General features: G+C 49.3%; 16 protein-coding genes, 2 tRNA genes and 1 pseudogene. 8 read left to right on the top strand and 11 right to left on the bottom strand.

Annotated features, from left to right (window positions below; translation table 11 throughout):
• Positions 1-397: 397 nt before the first annotated feature.
• From NQ519_RS08880 to NQ519_RS08870, 3 genes are all read right to left on the bottom strand, one after another.
• Complete coding sequence (locus NQ519_RS08880; protein WP_019151510.1) at positions 398-3,112, bottom strand: PL29 family lyase N-terminal domain-containing protein; 2,715 nt, start codon at positions 3,110-3,112, stop codon at positions 398-400.
• Positions 3,113-3,728: 616 nt separating this feature from the next.
• Positions 3,729-4,004, bottom strand: a complete 276-nt coding sequence (locus tag NQ519_RS08875) for a hypothetical protein (RefSeq protein WP_019151511.1) — start codon at positions 4,002-4,004, stop codon at positions 3,729-3,731.
• Positions 4,001-4,387, bottom strand: a complete 387-nt coding sequence (locus NQ519_RS08870) for a DUF6908 domain-containing protein (protein WP_019151512.1) — start codon at positions 4,385-4,387, stop codon at positions 4,001-4,003. Before NQ519_RS08870 ends, NQ519_RS08875 begins: the two co-directional genes overlap by 4 nt.
• A 111-nt stretch (positions 4,388-4,498) precedes the next feature.
• Here NQ519_RS08870 and NQ519_RS08865 point away from each other — a divergent pair, with 111 nt between their 5' ends.
• Together NQ519_RS08865 and NQ519_RS08860 are read left to right on the top strand one after the other, a co-directional pair.
• Complete coding sequence (locus NQ519_RS08865; protein WP_147513230.1) at positions 4,499-5,194, top strand: hypothetical protein; 696 nt, start codon at positions 4,499-4,501, stop codon at positions 5,192-5,194.
• Positions 5,191-6,315: a sensor histidine kinase gene (locus NQ519_RS08860; protein ID WP_147513231.1), complete on the top strand. Its 1,125-nt coding sequence runs from the start codon at positions 5,191-5,193 to the stop codon at positions 6,313-6,315. The genes NQ519_RS08865 and NQ519_RS08860 overlap by 4 nt, the downstream gene beginning before the upstream one ends.
• A 472-nt stretch (positions 6,316-6,787) precedes the next feature.
• On the opposite strand, the gene NQ519_RS16260 is transcribed toward NQ519_RS08860, so the two are convergent.
• A complete protein-coding gene (locus NQ519_RS16260; protein ID WP_368202646.1) occupies positions 6,788-7,072 on the bottom strand; it encodes a hypothetical protein in 285 nt (94 codons plus the stop codon).
• Between the two features lie 1,324 nt (positions 7,073-8,396).
• Here NQ519_RS16260 and NQ519_RS08855 point away from each other — a divergent pair.
• Complete coding sequence (locus NQ519_RS08855; protein WP_019151516.1) at positions 8,397-9,236, top strand: ParB/Srx family N-terminal domain-containing protein; 840 nt, start codon at positions 8,397-8,399, stop codon at positions 9,234-9,236.
• A 67-nt stretch (positions 9,237-9,303) separates the two neighbouring features.
• Here NQ519_RS08855 and NQ519_RS08850 read toward each other — a convergent pair whose 3' ends face one another.
• Positions 9,304-10,527 carry a site-specific integrase gene (locus tag NQ519_RS08850; RefSeq protein WP_026076690.1) on the bottom strand — a complete coding sequence of 408 codons (1,224 nt, stop codon included), beginning with the start codon at positions 10,525-10,527 and terminating at the stop codon, positions 9,304-9,306.
• A 140-nt stretch (positions 10,528-10,667) separates the two neighbouring features.
• A tRNA-Pro gene (locus NQ519_RS08845) sits at positions 10,668-10,742 on the bottom strand.
• Between the two features lie 105 nt (positions 10,743-10,847).
• Between NQ519_RS08845 and NQ519_RS08840 the strand changes: the two genes are divergently transcribed.
• The 5 genes from NQ519_RS08840 to rpsT all read left to right on the top strand — a co-directional run bounded on the left by NQ519_RS08840 (position 10,848) and on the right by rpsT (position 14,368).
• Positions 10,848-11,987, top strand: a complete 1,140-nt coding sequence (locus NQ519_RS08840) for an ABC transporter substrate-binding protein (RefSeq protein ID WP_019151518.1) — start codon at positions 10,848-10,850, stop codon at positions 11,985-11,987.
• A gap of 3 nt (positions 11,988-11,990) precedes the next feature.
• Positions 11,991-12,992 carry an iron ABC transporter permease gene (locus NQ519_RS08835; protein ID WP_019151519.1) on the top strand — a complete coding sequence of 334 codons (1,002 nt, stop codon included), beginning with the start codon at positions 11,991-11,993 and terminating at the stop codon, positions 12,990-12,992.
• A 2-nt stretch (positions 12,993-12,994) separates the two neighbouring features.
• On the top strand, positions 12,995-13,753 hold the full coding sequence (locus tag NQ519_RS08830) for an ABC transporter ATP-binding protein (RefSeq protein ID WP_019151520.1): 759 nt from the start codon (positions 12,995-12,997) through the stop codon (positions 13,751-13,753).
• A 148-nt stretch (positions 13,754-13,901) separates the two neighbouring features.
• Positions 13,902-13,973 (top strand) — tRNA-Glu (locus NQ519_RS08825).
• A 143-nt stretch (positions 13,974-14,116) separates the two neighbouring features.
• Complete coding sequence (rpsT, locus tag NQ519_RS08820) at positions 14,117-14,368, top strand: 30S ribosomal protein S20 (RefSeq protein WP_019151521.1); 252 nt, start codon at positions 14,117-14,119, stop codon at positions 14,366-14,368.
• Between the two features lie 67 nt (positions 14,369-14,435).
• On the opposite strand, the gene trpA is transcribed toward rpsT, so the two are convergent.
• The 5 genes and pseudogenes from trpA to NQ519_RS08795 form a co-directional block, all read right to left on the bottom strand.
• Positions 14,436-15,209, bottom strand: coding sequence for a tryptophan synthase subunit alpha (trpA, locus tag NQ519_RS08815; RefSeq protein WP_019151522.1), 774 nt, complete (start codon positions 15,207-15,209; stop codon positions 14,436-14,438).
• A complete protein-coding gene (locus tag NQ519_RS08810; protein ID WP_019151523.1) occupies positions 15,206-15,829 on the bottom strand; it encodes a phosphoribosylanthranilate isomerase in 624 nt (207 codons plus the stop codon). Before NQ519_RS08810 ends, trpA begins: the two co-directional genes overlap by 4 nt.
• A pseudogene (locus NQ519_RS08805) lies at positions 15,826-16,416 on the bottom strand (indole-3-glycerol-phosphate synthase TrpC); the annotation flags it as partial. The gene NQ519_RS08810 and the pseudogene NQ519_RS08805, both read right to left, overlap by 4 nt.
• A 23-nt stretch (positions 16,417-16,439) precedes the next feature.
• Positions 16,440-17,435 carry an anthranilate phosphoribosyltransferase gene (gene trpD, locus NQ519_RS08800; protein ID WP_026076691.1) on the bottom strand — a complete coding sequence of 332 codons (996 nt, stop codon included), beginning with the start codon at positions 17,433-17,435 and terminating at the stop codon, positions 16,440-16,442.
• 13 nt (positions 17,436-17,448) lie between these two features.
• On the bottom strand, positions 17,449-18,021 hold the full coding sequence (locus tag NQ519_RS08795) for an anthranilate synthase component II (RefSeq protein ID WP_019151526.1): 573 nt from the start codon (positions 18,019-18,021) through the stop codon (positions 17,449-17,451).
• Positions 18,022-18,035 lie beyond the last annotated feature (14 nt).

Here is an 18,035-nt window from a genome sequence, read left to right as displayed (position 1 = left end):
CCTGCCATATAACGACCCCGTCTCTGAAAACAGATGGTCATATCTTTCGTAGGGTCGATGTCGAGTTCAAAGATATAGTGAAACTCTCGCGGTGTAGGGTCATCAGTTCTACGTCCTACAAACAGACAAACGCCATGGTCATTATCATAAGATACCCCTTTGGCGGTATACGATATTTGAATATCGTCGATAGTCTCTGTGCCCGTTTTTCAATCAATACTTGGTGTTTTTCTTTTCATTTTAGCTAAAATTTATAGTGTTATTAAATCTTTGATTATGACGTAAATATAGCTAAAATCTATGAAATATGCAATAAAATATACACAAAACACCTCTCGATTAAATCAAGAGGTGTTTATAATTTTATCTTTTATCGTTCACAATCTTTACAAGGACATTATTCAGTAAAATTATATCCAACAATTTGATTTGCATATTTTTCCCAGCCAGTTGCGGCTTTGTAAGCATCTACCGATTCTAATGGAACATAAAATCTTGCAGCAGATGAAATATTAGTAAATGTTCCTGAGCTCCCTGTCTTAATAGTTGGCGGAGTTAAAGCAGTACAATACACATCTATCAATTTGCGGCAATTGCTAAATGCAACGCTATTTATGGCGGTTAGACTTGCTGGCAATTCAATATTTGTCAAGGCCTCGCAATCGGCAAATGCCCCATAATGTTTAGTGCCAACTTCTGATGACCAATTCCCATCACAATACCCACCTATTGTTTTTAATTTAGAATCGGGTTCAAAAGTTACAGATGATAGTTGTGAGCAATTCTTAAATGTGCCAACGCCAATCTTCTCTACATTAGCAGGAATTTGAATCGATTCTAAGGCTGTACAATTTGCGAAAGCTCCTGTTACAAAGGGACGATATCCCGTTTTCGCATACCCATCTCCAAATTCTTTTAATTTCGAACCTTGTTCAAAAGTAACAACTGAAAGATTTATGCAATCTTGAAATACACAAGCATCGATAGTTTCAACATTTGCAGGTATTTCTATTGATGATAATGTAGAACATTTAGCAAAAACACCAAAAATCATATTTGACGCATTTTCAATAGAAGTTCCATACCCTTTGGAAATGTATCCTCCACTTAATGTCGTGATTAATGATCCTTTTTGAAAAGTAACGGATTGTAATTGAGAGCATCCTTGAAATGCGCATACCCCTATTTCTTTTACACTATTGGGAATTTCTATTGATGTCAATGATGTGCAGCCCGCAAAAGCACCAAAAATACCAAAATCATAACTATCATAGTTACCTCTATAACATGTATATCCCCCTCCAATTGTTTGGAGATTTGAATCATCCTCAAATGTTACACTTGATAGACTTGTACAATTTTGAAATGCACACGCCTTTATTTCCGTAACACTCGCTGGAATTCGTATGGTTTTGAGAGCTCTACAATCTGCAAATACGCCATTATAAGAACCCCCGTTTTCATTATAACTTCCTTCAAATATAGTAATGCACGAATTTTTATCGAATGTAACTTGCATTAGTTGGGAGCAACCTTTGAATGACGACACATCAATTGTCGCAACATTAGCTGGAATGGCAATGTTGCATAAATTAGAACAACCATTAAATGCATTGGCTTCAAGAGCCGTCAATCCACTAAAATATTTTAATTCATTGAAGAATTCAATGTCTGTATTATTTTGGAAAACAGTTCCAATCGTGGTTACGGCAGCCACTTCCTCATGCGATAATTCACCATCTCCGTTTGTATCCCACAATCCGACACACCGCTTTTTTACGTCTTTGTCTGCAAATATAATGATGTTGGAACTTTGACTTCCCGTCTTTGAAATGGTGATTATAGTTCCGTCTACCAGTTCGAAATAGACATTGTTCTCGTCCTGTGTAATTTTGATGCTATCGCCATCTTTCCCATCTGCTCCATTTTCACCCGTAGCCTTTCCTAATTGCGTCCAATTCGTTCCGTTGTCATAGGAAATCCACCAATAGCTCTCTCGAATTTCGAGTTTTGGCGTAACTCCGTCTGAACCATCCACGCCATTATTACCGTCTGTCCCTTGTGCTTTTATCTTCTGTCCATCCACAACGATAAACTCTCCATCCAGCGTCCAATAATAGATGTCGTCCGTGTCTTTCTTCACACCGATAATAGGAGTATTTCCATCGACACCATCCGTATCGTCTTTGCCGTTGTAAATCACAATCGGGTTGCTCTTGGCAAACTTAATTGTATAGCCTACCACCTTGCCGTCCTCGGTCAGCGGGTCTACACTCGTGATATAATCGTTGTTTTGGAGTGCTGTTACAATCGTCTGTAAGGCTGAAAGGTTGGTATTCGTTTCGTTGCAAAGACGCTGTAAGGCTTCAAAAGCAGACCATGTAGGCAGTTTGATTTGCGTGCCATCAGCCAATGTAAAAATTACATAGTCGGTGCTGGTTTTATAGTCTATACCTGTAAACATGGAATCCCCACCAACACCATCTTCTCCATCTTTGCCATTCTCGCCAGTCGCTTTACCTAACTGCGTCCAAGTATTGCCATTGTCGTAGGAAATAAACCAATAATCATTCTCTATTTTGAATTGGGGTGTAATGCCATCTTTACCATTTGTACCGTCTGTACCATCGCTCCCGTCTTCTCCATCCGAACCGTCTGCACCGTCCTTGCCCTCGGCCTTAATCTTGTCGCCGTGCTTGTCAGTCAGCCAGTCGCCATCGAGTGTCCAATAGTAGATACCATCCGTATCCTGCTTTACACCGATAGTGGGTGTTACGCCATCTTTACCATCTGTTCCATCTTCACCGTTTTGTCCGTCTTTCCCGTGATAGATAGTAATGGGATTACTTTTGCTAAACGTAATAGTGTAGCCGACCTCTTTCCCGCCTTGCATAACGGGTGTGATGCCTGTAACATAGTCGTTATTCTGCAATGCGGTTACGATGGTCTGCAACGATGAAATATTCGTGTTCATCTGTTTGCAGAGTTCCTCTAATTTTGCAACACGGTTTTCCAATCCGTGAACGCTGTTCCAAATGTCGTCGTCATCGTATTTACACGATGTGAACGCAACCACCGCAAGTAATGCGGCAAAGGTCAATAATTTTTTCATAATGAGATTATTTAAGTAAAACAAGTGACGCACGTTTTACCGTACAACTCCTATGCGGTGGATTAATACAAAAAAGAAAGTGTGGAGTTGTTCGTTATCTATCACGAGGTTCTGACAAAACCCAAAGACGAATAAGAAACAATACCCCACACCGAATAGTATATATCGCATGATATATGCCTATATGCGGTGATGAGCGTTGTCGTTATCCTCGTCTTTGTAGAAACTGTCAGATTTCGTGATAAGGATTAGCGAAACACTTTCACTAAACTAATATGTTACCGCCCATTAGGACGATGCCACAAAGTTAGAAAATGTTTCTCAATACGCAACACTCTTGGGGTATTGTAGTTGCAAAGTTCTCTAAAACAAAGCATCTTTCCAATAGCACGGCTTATGGATTCAAAACTTTGTTATCTGTAAATTGGAGTAGAAGATTTTGTTGTTACACCTGCATAAACCCTGTAATTATGAGTGGCAGATAGTTCGTGGTTACAATAATCGACTTTACGCCAACATAAAAACAGAAATTAGAGGTTACAAAATCTCCTCGAATTTGCAAAGCCCCTAATCTCTGTAATTTACAAATTTGCTATGTCGATATGCAGGCCGTGTTTCACTCTCCTGCAATCTTCTGTATCACGCTATCCATGCAGATAGACTGTCCGCTCGCTAACCTGCCCCACCAACAGCAACCGTATTCCTCAATGATAACCTCTCCCTCTCGCTTCAGACGTTCTGCCAGCCAGCTGTCAACCAACCACCATTCCATCACATCACCTACAAAGGGATAGATATATTCTTCTGGTAGCAGGTGCTTGTTCAGCATTTCATCCACAACTGCGGTTTGATTCGTCAGTACGCAGTTCTCCACTAATCGCCGTGCAGTCATAATAGGTGCTGTTGTGTGGCGATATTACGGAGCCATTGATTAGCGAATGTCGTGTGGTCTGCCTGTAAACGACGGTTCAGCAAAATGCCCTCGTCTGTCCATCTAACGCTGTACTGCTCCATACCCATATAATCGTTACGGTAATAGTAGGGAACGAATTGTTGGCTTTCTTTGTGCAGGGCGATAATCATTTCAGGGTCACGCATGACATCTCCGTTCTGCCGTCCATAATGAGCCAGCGAAATGTGGTTGTACTTGTCTGTTCGGTCAATGATTTCGATATGAACAGGCATATACACTCCGCCTGTGTTGTCAATCTTTGTGGTTTGTAGGGCCAATAATCCTCGTAAGATTTCTGCCGCCTTTTTGTCCAATGTTTTCATGGCTTTTTTATTGATTTCACATTAGATAAGGGGAGGGGGCTTTGATCTGTTACTCTGTTCGTGGAAGGCATATAACTAAATTCAAACAAACATTAACATATTTCTAAAATTATGGCTACTTTTGTAAAAATGCATAAGATGAAAGGACATATATTTACTTTTGGACAGGTATACACAATTCGGGATTTAAATCTACCTTCTCGAAAATTGAATCAAGATTTTAGAGATAAGGTTAAGATCGTTTTTATTGACGATGAAAAATTTGTTTATTATGATGAATTAATTCGCAGTGGATTCCATATAACCCACTATGAAGATGTACCTGACCTCCAGACATTAGGCGAATTTGGTGTTATTATTTGTGATATAAAAGGGGTTGGAAAGGCATTTAATTCTCCATCTGAAGGGGCTTATTTAATCAGAGAATTGAAGAAACGTTATCCCTATAAAATCTTTGCAGCTTATACAGGTTCAACTTATGATATTTCACTAAATAGCTATCTTGAAGGTGTTCATATTATCAAAAAAGATATTGAGATTGATGATTGGTGTACCGAAATAGATCTACTAATTAAAAAATCTGTTGATCCTCGTATTATATGGGAAACTATTAGAAATACCCTTATTAAAGAGGAGGTTCCCACTTTAATGATTGCTAAGCTGGAAAATGATTATGTTGATATACTTATCAACAAAGGTGGTAATTTCAGAGAATTTCCTTCAGAAAAAACCTTAAAAGTCAGTTCTGATGTGCGGTCAATAATACAATCTTTAGTTGCTAACGTTATATTTAGTATCATTGCATGAATTTATTTCCTTTTTCCTATCGAATAACTGCTGGTGGGGACATAATGTCAGGCATACTTTTCGATACACCTAAATTTTGTTGTACAAATAAAAACAACCCTAAGTGTAAACGCTTTTATCAAAGTTTGAAAAAAACGGGTATATATCAATGTCCATATGGTTTTGGAGTTGAGGTATTAGATTGGGCAGGGAAGAATATAATTTTCACTTGCCTAAATGTGGAGAAAATATCCGACAGAAATTCTATACGTAAACATTTAAAAACATCGGAATTCTATCCGCGTATTTCCACATTAGACTATCAAAGATATAAAGATAGTTTTACATCCATAATTTCAGAAAATAAAAATGCTTTTGATTTATCTGTAAACAATACAATTGAAACAGAAAAACTAAAAGAGAAAAAAGAATTGTTGGAAAATACAATTCATGAAATAAGAAAGTTGAATACCCAGTTGAAAGGTGTTACATCAAAATTAACAGCTGCTCTTTCCAACATAAGAAATCGGACAGATTATATCGAGTCACTAAATTTAGACGTATACTCTATTTCTAATTTAATGACCATCAGATTAGATACTTATGATTTGGAGGTTAATCCAGAATTGAATTTGGATGCAGGAAAAAAGCCCATAGCTATATATAAAAAAATTGAAAAAGTCTATAAATGTTTACGAGGTGACATCCAAAAAAAGAATTTGAATGTCAAATTGGAGGGCCAATCTCACAATTCCTTTAATGCTAATAATCTGATTGAAATAGCTTTTTTCATCATTTTGGATAATGCCATAAAATATTCACCAAAGGGGAAAGATATAATAATCACATTTAATGAAAAGGAGGATAGTTTGCAACTGAAATTCAACAATTTTGGATTAAGGCCATCTGACGAGGAAAAAAAGTTATTATTTAACAGAGGGCAGAGAGGGAAAATAGCGATTGAGCAAGATATTGAGGGAAGAGGTCTTGGTTTGTACTTATTACATCAAATCTGTGCTTCAAATAATGTCGAATTAAAATTAGATATTGGAACAGAAAATTATTATGAAAATGGAATAAGGTATTCCCCCTTTATCGTTAAATTATTCTTTAGAAAAATGATAATACCATATGAAGAATAACTCATTAGCATATATGATCTAAAAATGCGAAACCGCTGAAAATCTCTTTGTTCTGCTCGTTCTGTTTATTTCGTTCCAATATCTCCCGATACCGCTCCTGCATATCGAGAGCCGTTATAAAGTAGGGCAACGATACCTTATCAGGCAGGTTCTTGCATCGTTTATCGAGTTGGTAGGTAATGCTTATTGGCTCTGTTCTCGATAAGCCTATTGCATTATACTTGGTAAGCAGTACGGACATCGCCCGTTTATCCCACTTGGGAGCAGCAACACCTTTCATCTTGCAGAACTCGCATATCTCTTTATAAATCCCTGCATTGGTCTTTTTAACCGAGGAATTGATAAAACAGCCTGCTGTCAGTTCGTAGCCGTTAGAAATAGGCTTTATAAGCCCTAATTGCTGACACTCTTTAATAAGGGCTGTTATCGTATTTCTCGATAAACCGATACTCTTTGCAATTTGGGATATACTTCATTGAATGGTATCCGTATTATTAAGGCAGATTGCCTTTAATAAGAGCAGAAAGCCTGCAATCTTGGCGGGATAGTTCCTCTTAAAGTAACTGTTATCGAGGAAGAAATAGTTGCTCTTTTCTGGCTTTATATAGTAGGAATTTCGCTTTATAAATCCTCTGTCTGCATCTTCTTTAATGATGGTCTGCACGGTCAGACAACCTGCATCCTTTAAGCGTTTAATAACACGGCGGATGGTTCGTTCATCCAAGCCTGTAAGCAGGGATAGTTTTTCTTCTGTTATATGGGATATGTTCGTCTTGTGATTGGAGCAATATTTAATGGTTGCTCACACGTAAATATCAGTAGGCTTACTGTTGCCCGTCTGAAAGTTCACGATTGATTTGGGGATTACTGTATAATTCATCGTTAGCAATGGAATTTTGATTGTTCGTAAATATGATTTCTTTTAAGTGTAGCAGTTTACGGAAGCAGGCCACGCCGTAATGCTCTTTGGCCTGTTTGCGGTTATCGAATCACCTGCGGTCTTTGATATGGTAGTACATGGTCGGTACGACTTTAATAGGTAGTGTATAAGTAGGTAATGTATATATAGGACACTTTTGAGCAGTTTGCATAGGACAGATTTGAGCAACTCTCTATTCCGTCATTCAAAAACCTACTATCTCTTTAATTGGAATCTTCCATATTTTTTGATTCTGAATAGATACTTATATAGGAAATATCAATTTCGTACTCAAAAAATGTGGTAATCTTTCATCTTTATAAAGTAAGAGAGTATGGTATCATTAAATGGAATATTCCAAATAATGAGAAAATAGCAACAAGTTTTCAACTCTCAAATCTTGCTATCCGTTTCTATTCTGCTTTCCATATTTTTTAATCCTGTAATTGTATTTATAAAGGAAAAATCCATTTCACACTCAAAAAATGTGGTAACAGATAAATGAAGAACAGTTTTAATCACGAAAAATAGATTCACCACTTATTAAGATGAATACTTTTTTAAGTGACATTTTTTTAACGCGCAAAAATGCGTGAATAAAAAAACAGGCAAAAAAAGTTTTTCATCACACGAGTTGTGAGAAAAAAATTATCGCAAAAAATAGTGCATCGCTTTTTCGATGAAAAGTTTTTTTGCACAAATAAATTGTTCTCACTCTTACATGATGTGTCATTAAAAGTGGCTGTTTTTAGTGAATGCACTTTTCAATGATTCCATATTTTTTGATTCTGAAACTATCTTATTAAAGGGAATGTTCATTTCGTACTCAAAAAATGTGGTAACACAACGCAAAGAAAAGGCAGACGAATCTGCCCTTATAAGAACTGCTCAATTTGTAGTGTGGGATTCTTTGCTGAATTGCTTTGCAAAGATACAACATATCTGTCCAAAAGTCAAGTAATTTGGCAATTATTTTACATAATATTATAGGGTTTATTATAACTTACTGATTTAGAGAGAAGCATCTGTTCACTATCTATTATGGCCTATGCTCCAGTACCTTTGTCCTGCCGTAAGGATGTTCTTTGCGGTCTGCAATCTTCGGGCAGGGATTGCAGTCATTATCAGCCCCTCTGCATAAAGGACAGAGTAACTAAAAGCCATGAAAAAGATGGTTATTTCAATGGATGACGCCAATCGTCACTTTGCATTCGTCAAAGGCAATCGGCCTGTAAACGTCAGAACCGTGAAACAGAAAGAGAAATCCATGAAAGCCTATGGGCAGCTAACCCCTATCACGGTAACCGATGGAGAAAAGGTAATTCAGATGGGCGGTCGTCTGATGGATTTGAAAGGGAGAGAAATCCCCAACGAGGATGCAGGAAAGTATTACGCTGTATTGGACGGTCAGCACCGATTGATGGCCTATCAGAATTTGGGATTGGATTTGGATGACCTTGTAATTTGCGAACCACTCAATGCTGAATTATCCATTACAGAGGTCATAGCGCAAATGAACATCTGCACCACCGTTTGGAAAAAATCGGATTACATGGCCGCACCTGCCATGATGCTCAAAGAAGACAACGAGGTATTCGATTTCGCCATGTTCCTGCACGGCAAGGCGTGTCCCCTCTCCACGATTTCGTTGTGGTGCTTCGGCAAGAAAACCCTGCAAGCAAAAGACTTGGTGGAGTGTCTGAACACGAAGAAACTGCCTGAAATCTTTGAGGATAAAACTTGGTTTCGTGCCAGCAGCAGGTGGTTTATGTCTGCACAGAAGATATTCAAGGATAAGTTTTTAATGAACAGGTATTTGATAGATTTTATCATCAAGCAACAGAAACCCGATGAAGATTTCGAGGTGTTCACGGCGGAAATGGAACGGAAGATAAACGACCTCACGCGCGACCAAGCAGACCAGATTATGAATCCTCACAAAACAGAAGGTATGGCACGGGAGCAGTTGATTATGGATATGCTGACACAGTATCTCGGTTAAAAATAACAACTGTGTAAGGTTTGTGGAGGTCGGGATTATTTATTGGTTCCCGACCTCCTTTTTACCTTTACAATAAGTGTTGCATAGCCGCGTCGATTTGGCTGTTTTCGAAACTGTCCAAGTAAATCTGTGTGGTTTTCAGACTATGGTGGCCTAATGCCTCCGATATAATACCAATATTCACACCCGATTTCTTCAATACGGTGGCAAATGAATGCCTTGCGACATAGGTTGTAACGGTCGCTTTAATCTTTAACCGTTTGGCAACATCCCGCAAAGCCACATTCACCCTACTGCACATTTTATGCACTCGGTTCTTCTTTTGCAGGGGCGTAATATGCACCCGTTCATCCAATATCGGAAACAGATAACCTGCCTGTTCACAATGGCTGTCATACTTGGCAATAATCGCCTTTGCCTTTTCTGACAGCGGGACATTGATTGCCCCATGTGTTTTCTGACGGTGGTAAATCAGCCGTCCGTCTACAATGTTGGTAGGGGTCAGATTGGCAATGTCCACGAACGATATGCCACCGCACAAGTACGAAAACACAAAAATATCGTGTGCAAACTGCTCTATCTCCTTTCCCTGTGAACAATCAGCGTCGATAATCTTCATCATGTCTGCCTTGCTCAACGCTCGTTTCGGTGTACGGGTGTTGAATTTGCTAATCTTGTACTCGTTGAATGGGTTTTTCTCCCTGCTGACAATCTTTGCCTTAATTGCTCGGTTGAACATAGCCCGTAAAGTCCGCATTTGAAAACTCAATGTCGTTTCCTTGTTGCCTTTCGACCGCATCCATCCCTCGAAAGCACTCAAAAACGCTTCGTCTATCTGACCGAACGTATAGGACAGCGGTTTGTCAGCGTTAAAGGATTTGAGCACATTGTAGGAGTTCAGATAGGCATAAGCATTACCAACCGCTCCCTCCCGCTTGAGTTGTTCCACCGTCCGCAAATAAAAACTCTCGACCGTCTCGGACTGGATTTGCTCACGGGTCTGTTCCTTTACGAGCGTTTCAGCCGTATAGTCTTCATCGCGGGCAGCTTTCTCCAGCAACTTGGTTTGATACACGGATTTGACTTTCAGAATGATTTGCTGGATGTACTTGCGGTCGGGACACTTGGGTTTAGGCTCGTTACGGTCGAAATCCCAGTTAGACGGATGCACCGACACGCCTAAACTCTTCATCGTCCGTTTACGGTCTTTCGTAATGCGCAACATGAGCGGATGCTCCCCGTTGGCGAGGGTTTTGCTTTTGAAACAAATAACTGAAATAGTGGCGTCCATAGCCTTTTGGCGGTTTACACCACGGTTTACACAGACCGCGTAAACCAACGTAAAAACGGGGTCGAAAGCCACGAACCGACCAACCGCCAACAAACGAAAAAAGGCTCGGCAATCATCAGATTACCAAGCCTTTTCATCAGTCGGGGTGACTGGATTCGAACCAGCGACCACACGCCCCCCAGACGTGTACTCTAACCGGACTGAGCTACGCCCCGATTCCGCCCGCAAAAGGCCGAAACCTCTCGCTTTGGGACTGCAAATATAGTCTTTTTTTCAAAAACAAACACATTTCTGCAAGATTTTTTTCTACTTTTGCGGAAATGAAAGCATTTCCACATCTCCTGCTGCTGCTCGCCGCGGCCTTTGCGATCGGCTGTTCCGGTCCTGTGAAGCACACCCTAAGCGACTTTACAACCGAGGTTTACACCCCGGCCCATGCTTCGGGATTCGACATCCTCGGCACGGAAAAAGACGCCTCGACACTCATCACGATCCGCAAACCGTGGCAGGGCGCCGCAACCGCCGAACAATACCTGCTGGTGCTGCGCGACGACGCCGAAGCCCCTTCCGATTTCGAAGGACAGATCGTCAAAGCCCCCGTGCGGCGCGTAGTCTGCATGTCGTCGAGCCATGTGGCGATGTTCGACGCCGTCGGACAGGTCCGGCGCGTCGCGGGCGTTTCGGGCATCGACTACATCTCGAATCCCTACGTCCGGGAGCACCGCCTCTGCGGCGAGGTCCGCGACGTGGGCTACGACACGAACCTCGATTTCGAACTGCTCGCGGCCATGCGTCCCGAAATCATCCTGCTCTACGGCGTGACGGGCGAGAACACCGTCATCACGGGCAAACTCCGCGAACTGAACATACCCTATATATACATCGGCGATTACGTCGAGGAGTCGCCGCTGGGCAAAGCCGAATGGCTCGTCGTCGCCGCGGAACTCTGCGACCTGCGCCAGGCCGGCGCCGACACGCTACGGCGGATCGCCCGGGATTACGAAGCCCTGCGGTCGCAGCCCGCACCGGGCGGCAAACGTCCGAAGGTGATGCTGAACACCCCCTACCGCGACACGTGGTTCATGCCGTCGTCGCACAGCTACATGATCCGCCTTATCGAGGACGCCGGCGGGGAATACGTCTATACCGGGAACACGTCGGACGCGTCGGTGGCGGTCGATCTGGAAGAGGCTTACCTGCTGGCCAATGCCTCAGACATCTGGATCAACGTCGGCGCCTGCAACACCCTCGCCGAGCTGACCGCTCAAAACCCCAAGTTCGCCGACATCCCCGTCGTCCGCAACCGCCGGGTCTACAACAACAACGCCCGTCAGACTCCGGCCGGGGGTTCCGACTTCTGGGAATCGGCCGTCGTGCGCCCCGATGTCGTGTTGCGCGACCTGCGCACGATCCTCTCCGGCGGCAGCGAGCCGACTTTCTATTACAAACGCCTCGAATAGCCGATGAAGCGCACCGCCCTTCTCTTCACGCTGCTCACGCTGCTCACCGCCACACTCTTCGTCGCCGACCTCGCCGTCGGTTCGGTCGCGGTGCCCCTGCGCGACATCCGGGCAGCCCTCACGGGAGGGGCATGCGACCCTACGGTGAGAGACATCATCGTGAAAATCCGCCTGTTGAAAGCCGTCACGGCACTTTTCGCCGGCGCGGCGCTCGCCGCCAGCGGCCTCCAGATGCAGACCCTCTTCCGCAATCCGCTGGCAGGCCCCTACGTATTGGGCGTCAGTTCGGGCGCAGGGCTCGGTGTGGCATTGTTCCTGCTCGGCGCCCCCTTGCTGGGCGTCGCCGGACACTCGTTCGTCCAGTCACTGGGCATCGCCGGCGCCGCGTGGCTGGGCGCAGCCCTCGTGCTGGGCATCGTCATGGCCGTCAGCCGCCGCATCAAGGACATCATGGTCATCCTGATCCTCGGCATGATGCTCGGCTCGGGCATCGGCTCGGTGGTCGAGATCCTGCAATACCTGTCGAGCGAGGCGGCCCTCAAATCGTTCGTCATCTGGACCATGGGATCGCTGGGCGACGTTACGGGCAGCCGGCTGGCCCTGCTGCTGCCGGTCGTCACGGCGGGACTGGTCCTGGCCGTCGCCGTCATCAAGCCGCTCAACCTGCTTCTGCTGGGCGAGAACTACGCCCGCACGATGGGGCTCAACATCCAGCGCACGCGCACGCTGATCTTCCTCTCGACGGTCCTGCTCGCCGGCACCGTCACCGCCTTCTGCGGCCCCGTGGGATTCATCGGACTGGCCGTGCCGCACCTCGCCCGCATGTTCTTCGCCTCGGCCGACCACCGCATCCTCATGCCGGCCTCGATGCTCGCCGGCGCCGCCCTGCTGCTCGTCTGCGACCTCGTCGCCAAGCTCCTCGCCCTGCCCATCAACACCATCACGGCCCTGATGGGCATCCCGGTCGTCATCTACGTCGTCGTCCGCAACCGCAATATCTTCTGACCATGAGCATCCGCCTCGACCATATCGCCCTCTCCTACGGCAGCCGCACGCTGCTGGAGGATGTTTCGGCCTCGTTCGGACAGGGGGAGCTGACCGCCCTGATCGGCCGCAACGGCACGGGCAAAAGCACCCTGCTGCGGGCCCTGGCCGGGCTGGGTTCCGTCTCCGCGGGAAAGATCGAACTCTGCGGCCGCCCGCTGAGCGCGCTCACGCCCCACGAACGGGCCACCACCGTCGGATTCGTCACCACCGACCGGGTCCGCATCGCCAACCTCGCCTGCGAGGATGTCGTGGCGCTGGGGCGCGCGCCCTACACCAACTGGATCGGGCGCATGCAGGAGGCCGACCGCGCCGTCGTCGAACGCTCGCTGGAGCTGGTGGGCATGTCGGGGTTCGCCCGCAAGACGATGGACCGCATGTCCGACGGCGAATGCCAGCGGGTGATGATCGCCCGCGTGCTGGCGCAGGACACCCCCGTCATCCTGCTGGACGAACCGACCGCCTTCCTCGACCTGCCGAACCGCTACACGCTGGCGACGCTGCTCCGGCGGCTGGCCCGCGAGGAGCGGAAGTGCATCCTCTTCTCGACCCACGACCTCGACATCGCCCTTTCGCTCTGCGACTCGGTGGCGCTGATCGACACGCCGTCGCTCCACCACCTGCCGGCCGACGCCATGTCCCGCAGCGGACTGATCGAGCGGCTCTTCTCGGGCGAAAACGCCTCGTTCGACCCCGAAACGCGGACGATCCGCGTGCGCTGACCCCTGCCGGAAGCCCCCGCACGCGGCATCCGGAGGCCCCGGGATAAAAAAACCGCAATTTTTCGACATATTTTTTGTACAAGTCACTTTTTTGCTTACCTTTGCACCGCTAAAGTTCCCCTGTAAAAGGAGGATGCGATAGCGGTAAGGCCCATTCGTCTATCGGTTAGGACGCAAGATTTTCATTCTTGAAAGAGGAGTTCGACTCTCCTATGGGCTACGAAAATGCGGCATCCGGGGCTCGACGCCGGGATGACGGACGGTAAATTACTTTTCAGGAGCGGGCTTCGGGCCCATCCGAACGCGGCCACGGCTCGCGGACAAGCAGAACTTAAAAAAGTAAAAAATAAAAACTAACGGATTATGGCAAACCATAAGTCATCGAAAAAGCGTATTCGCCAGACCGCCGCGAAGCGTGCTCACAACCGGCTGTTTCACAAGACGGCCCGCAACGCTGTGAAGGCCCTGCGCGCAACCACCGAGAAGAGCGCCGCCGAGGCTCTGCTTCCGAAGGTAACCGCCATGCTCGATAAGCTGGCCAAGCACAACATCGTGCACAAGAACAAGGCTGCGAACCTGAAAAGCGCCATGCAGCTGCACGTGAACGCGCTTTAATCAGCCGCCGCGCGGACAATAAAACGAAGGCCGGACTCTGAGAGTCCGGCCTTCGTTTCGTTGCGGATCAGCGTTTCAGCTCCTCCAGCAACTGCCTGACGGCCTCCTCCGGCCCCGGGATCTCGCCTTGCAGGGTGACGAAACGGCTGCCGACGATACAGCCCGCAGCGTTGTCCGCCGCGGCGCGGAAAGTCGCACGGTTGCTGATGCCGAACCCCACCATGCGCGGATTGCGCAGTCCGAGCGCGTCTATGCGGCGGAAATAAGCCTGCTTCCGCTCGTCGAACGCACTTTGCGCCCCGGTCGTCGAGGCCGACGAGACCATGTAGATGAATCCGTCGGTGTGGTCGTCGATCTGCCGGATGCGCTCCTCGGAGGTTTCGGGCGTGATGAGCATGACGACCTTCACACCGTAACGGTCGGCGACGGGCTTGAAGTCGGCGAGGTAGTCGTCGAACGGCAGGTCGGGGATGATGCAGCCGTCGATGCCGCAGTCGCGGCAGGAGCGGCAGAAGTTCTCGAATCCGTATTGCATGACGGGGTTGAGATAGCCCATCAGCAGCAGCGGAATCTGCACGCCGGGACGAATATCCGCCAGTTGGGCGAAGAGTTTCCGCAGCGACATCCCTCCCCGCAGGGCCTGCTGGGCCGCGTGCTGGATGACCGGGCCGTCGGCCATCGGATCGCTGAACGGAATGCCGATCTCGACCATCCCCACGCCGTTGTTTTCGAGCGCACGGATCACCTCGGCGGTGTTCTCCGGATCGGGATACCCGGCGCAAAAGTAGATGGAGAGTATATCCCGCCTGCCGGAGGCGAATAACTGATTGATTCTGTTCATGATAATTGGATTTTTGAAATGAATTTTCCGAGTTTTCCGGCGTCCTTCACCGCCGGGACCGTTTCGAATCCGCTGTTGAGATCCACGCCCGCGAAACGGGGATGGACGAATCCCCGGACCGCTTCGGCGCACTCCGCGTCGATTCCGCCGCTGAGCAGAAACGGAACGCGGCCCGCATAGGCGTCGAGCACCGACCAGTCGAAGCGTCGTCCCGAACCGCCGTAGCCGTCGCAGCGGGTGTCGAACAGCAGATAGTCGGCGCAGTCTTCGTAGGCCCGGGCCGCCGCGAGGTCGCCGGCCGACGCGACGCGGATCGCCTTGATGATCCGGAAGCCGCGCTGCCGAAGCTCCCCGCACGCTTCGGGCGACTCGTCGCCGTGGAGCTGGAGCCACCCGAGGCCGAAGCGTTCGGCCGTGCGGAGCATCTCGGCGGGCGAAGCATCGACGAAGACCCCGACCGCGGGCCTGCGGCAGCTGCGCACGGCCGCGGCATGGAACTCGTCGTCGGGTACGCAGCGCGGGGAGCGGGGATAGAAAATGAAGCCGCAGAGGTCCACCGGCAGCCGTTCGACGGCGCGGATGTTGTCGGGATCGCGCAACCCGCACACCTTGACGATCATGGCCGCGCCTCTTTAAGCCGGGCGATGAACTCCGCCAGCGCGCACCCCGGATCGCCGCTCTTCATAAAGGCTTCGCCCATCAGGAATCCCCGGAAACCCGCCTCGCGCAGCCGCACGACGGTCTCCGGATCGGAGACGCCGCTTTCGGAGACCGGCAGCGGCCCCGCCCCGCCGCCGACCTCGCGCCGGAGCAGATCGGCCATCCGGAACGAATTTTCGACATCGGTATGGAAAGTCCCGAGATCGCGGTTGTTGACCCCGAGCATATCGACATATCCGTTCAGACGGGAGAGTTCCGAGGGCGTGTGCACTTCGAGCAGCACCTCGAGCTCCAGTTCATGCGCCGTGCGGGCGAAACGGCGGCATTCGTCGGGCGACAGTACCGCGGCGATCAGCAATACGGCGGCGGCTCCCGCCGCGCGGGCCTGATAAAGTTGGTATTCATCGACGACGAAATCCTTGCGCAGCAGGGGCAGACGGACCAGCCGGCGGGCCTGCTTCAGGTCCTCCAGCGTTCCGCCGAAGAACTCGCCGTCGGTCAGCACCGAGCAGGCCGAGGCGACCTCGCGGCGCGTATTGGCTGTGATGGTTTCCAGAATGTCCATATCGCTCAGCTGTTTATCTCCACGAATTTCCGGAACGCCGCCGCGGCTTTTCCGCCGAGGAGCGATTCGCGCGCCTCGTCGAGGCACTCGGCGACCTCCTTTTCGGGACAGATCACCCGGATGGCGAAGGCGGCGTTGGCCAGCACGCAGTCGCGCCGGGCGGCCGTCGCGGTGTTGTCCAGCACGGAGTCGAAGATGCGCGCGGCCTCCTCGGGGGTGTCGCCGCCCGAGAGCTCCTCGGGACGGCAGCGGCCGAAGCCGATCTGCTCGGGGGTGAAGACCTGCTCCTTCTCGGGCGTGGCGACCTTGAATTCCGAGGTGAGCGAAATTTCGTCGTAGCCGTCCATGCTGTAAACCACGCCGAAGCGCGTGCCGCCCGACTGGTAGGCGTAGTTGTAGAGGCGGAAAAGCGAGAGGTTGTAGACCCCCAGAAGCTGATACTTCGGCAGCGCGGGATTGACCAGCGGCCCCAGCAGGTTGAAGAACGTGCGCACGGCGAGGTTCCGGCGGATCGGGGCCACGGCCTTCATCGCGGGGTTGAACAGCGGGGCGTGGAGGTAGGCGATGCGGCAGGCGTCGAGCGAAGCCCGCAGGCGGTCGGGATCGTCGGTGAACCGCACGCCGTGGCGTTCGATGACGTTGCTCGCGCCGCTCACCGAGGTGGCGCCGTAGTTGCCGTGCTTGACGACGTTGTAACCCGCCCCCGCCACCACGAACGACGCCGCGGTGCTGATGTTGAAGGTGTTCTTGCCGTCGCCGCCCGTGCCCACGATGTCGATGGGCCCGTAGTCCGAGAGGTCCGCCGGACGGCGCATTTCGAGCAGCGTGTCACGGAACCCGGCCAGCTCCTCGACCGAGATGCTGCGCATGAGGAAGACGGTGATCAGCGCCGAGACCTGCTCGGGGTTGTATTTCCCGGCGGCGATTCCCGCCAGAACCTGCTGTCCCTCCGAACGATCCATGTACTGATGTTCGAAAAGGCGGTATAGTAAATCTTTCATGGTTCGAGTGCGTTTAACGGTTGCATTTCGTGATCCAGTTCGCAAGGATCGTCTTGCCCTGCGGCGTGAGGACCGATTCGGGGTGGAACTGGATGCCCCGCAGGTTGCAGGTTTTGTGGCGCAGGCCCATGATCAGGCCGCTGCGGTCGGTGGCCGTGACTTCCAGACAGTCGGGAAGCCCCTCGGCCGAAACCACCCACGAATGGTAGCGTCCGGCGCGGAACCCCGTCCCCAACCCGTCGAAGAGCGGATCGTCGGCCACGACGCGGATGTCCGAGCAGACGCCGTGATGGACTTCGGCAAGGTTTTCCAGCCTGGCGCCGAACGCCTCGCCGATGGCCTGTTCGCCGAGACAGATGCCCAAAATGGGTTTGGAGGCGGCGTAACGCCGGATCAGCGGCAGCAGCAGCCCCGCTTCGGAAGGGATGCCCGGACCGGGCGAGAGCACGATGCGGTCGTAGGCGGCGACCTCGTCCAGCGCGATGCGGTCGTTGCGGCGCACATCGACTTCGAGCCCCAGTTCGAGCAGCATGTGCCGCAGGTTGTAGGTGAACGAATCGTAATTATCGAAAAGCAGACATTTCATGGCTTCGTTTTTTT

The sequence above is a fragment of the Alistipes senegalensis JC50 genome (genome assembly GCF_025145645.1).
Taxonomy (GTDB): Bacteria; Bacteroidota; Bacteroidia; order Bacteroidales; family Rikenellaceae; genus Alistipes; species Alistipes senegalensis.
The sequence above is the reverse complement of the archived record's forward strand: the minus strand, read 5'-3'. Positions and strand labels throughout refer to the sequence as shown.

Excerpts from the sequence above, each read along its gene's own strand:
- NQ519_RS08880 (WP_019151510.1), bottom strand. The coding sequence starts at position 3,112 with ATGAAAAAATTATTGACCTTTGCCGCATTACTTGCGGTGGTTGCGTTC.
- NQ519_RS08875 (WP_019151511.1), bottom strand. The coding sequence starts at position 4,004 with ATGACTGCACGGCGATTAGTGGAGAACTGCGTACTGACGAATCAAACC.
- NQ519_RS08870 (WP_019151512.1), bottom strand. The coding sequence starts at position 4,387 with ATGAAAACATTGGACAAAAAGGCGGCAGAAATCTTACGAGGATTATTG.
- NQ519_RS08865 (WP_147513230.1), top strand. The coding sequence starts at position 4,499 with ATGGCTACTTTTGTAAAAATGCATAAGATGAAAGGACATATATTTACT.
- NQ519_RS08860 (WP_147513231.1), top strand. The coding sequence starts at position 5,191 with ATGAATTTATTTCCTTTTTCCTATCGAATAACTGCTGGTGGGGACATA.
- NQ519_RS08855 (WP_019151516.1), top strand. The coding sequence starts at position 8,397 with ATGAAAAAGATGGTTATTTCAATGGATGACGCCAATCGTCACTTTGCA.
- NQ519_RS08850 (WP_026076690.1), bottom strand. The coding sequence starts at position 10,527 with ATGGACGCCACTATTTCAGTTATTTGTTTCAAAAGCAAAACCCTCGCC.
- NQ519_RS08840 (WP_019151518.1), top strand. The coding sequence starts at position 10,848 with ATGAAAGCATTTCCACATCTCCTGCTGCTGCTCGCCGCGGCCTTTGCG.
- NQ519_RS08835 (WP_019151519.1), top strand. The coding sequence starts at position 11,991 with ATGAAGCGCACCGCCCTTCTCTTCACGCTGCTCACGCTGCTCACCGCC.
- NQ519_RS08830 (WP_019151520.1), top strand. The coding sequence starts at position 12,995 with ATGAGCATCCGCCTCGACCATATCGCCCTCTCCTACGGCAGCCGCACG.
- rpsT (WP_019151521.1), top strand. The coding sequence starts at position 14,117 with ATGGCAAACCATAAGTCATCGAAAAAGCGTATTCGCCAGACCGCCGCG.
- trpA (WP_019151522.1), bottom strand. The coding sequence starts at position 15,209 with ATGAACAGAATCAATCAGTTATTCGCCTCCGGCAGGCGGGATATACTC.
- NQ519_RS08810 (WP_019151523.1), bottom strand. The coding sequence starts at position 15,829 with ATGATCGTCAAGGTGTGCGGGTTGCGCGATCCCGACAACATCCGCGCC.
- trpD (WP_026076691.1), bottom strand. The coding sequence starts at position 17,435 with ATGAAAGATTTACTATACCGCCTTTTCGAACATCAGTACATGGATCGT.
- NQ519_RS08795 (WP_019151526.1), bottom strand. The coding sequence starts at position 18,021 with ATGAAATGTCTGCTTTTCGATAATTACGATTCGTTCACCTACAACCTG.